General features: G+C 59.8%; 1 protein-coding gene. It reads left to right on the top strand.

Translation table 11 applies throughout. The features are described from left to right. Nucleotides 1–256: AMP-binding protein (locus tag KZZ07_RS27150; protein WP_219520114.1), on the top strand; the 256-nt coding region annotated here is incomplete at both ends.

Raw genomic sequence — 256 nt, 5'->3', positions numbered from 1 at the left:
CAACTGCCCAATGTCCTGCAATACCCGGTCGCCGTGTTCGGCGCCATTCGTGCGGGCCTGATCGTGGTCAACACCAACCCGCTGTACACCGCGCGGGAAATGGAACACCAATTCAATGATTCCGGAGCCAAGGCTCTGGTTTGCCTGGCCAACATGGCGCACCTGGCTGAAAAAGTCGTGCCCAAGACCGCCGTCAAGCACGTGATCGTCACCGAAGTCGCTGACCTGCTGTCGCCGTTCAAGCGCCTGCTGATCA

The organism is Mameliella sp. CS4 (assembly GCF_019392335.1).
In the GTDB taxonomy this organism is placed as follows: Bacteria; Pseudomonadota; Alphaproteobacteria; order Rhodobacterales; family Rhodobacteraceae; genus Antarctobacter.
This window is presented reverse-complemented; position numbering and strand designations above follow the sequence as displayed.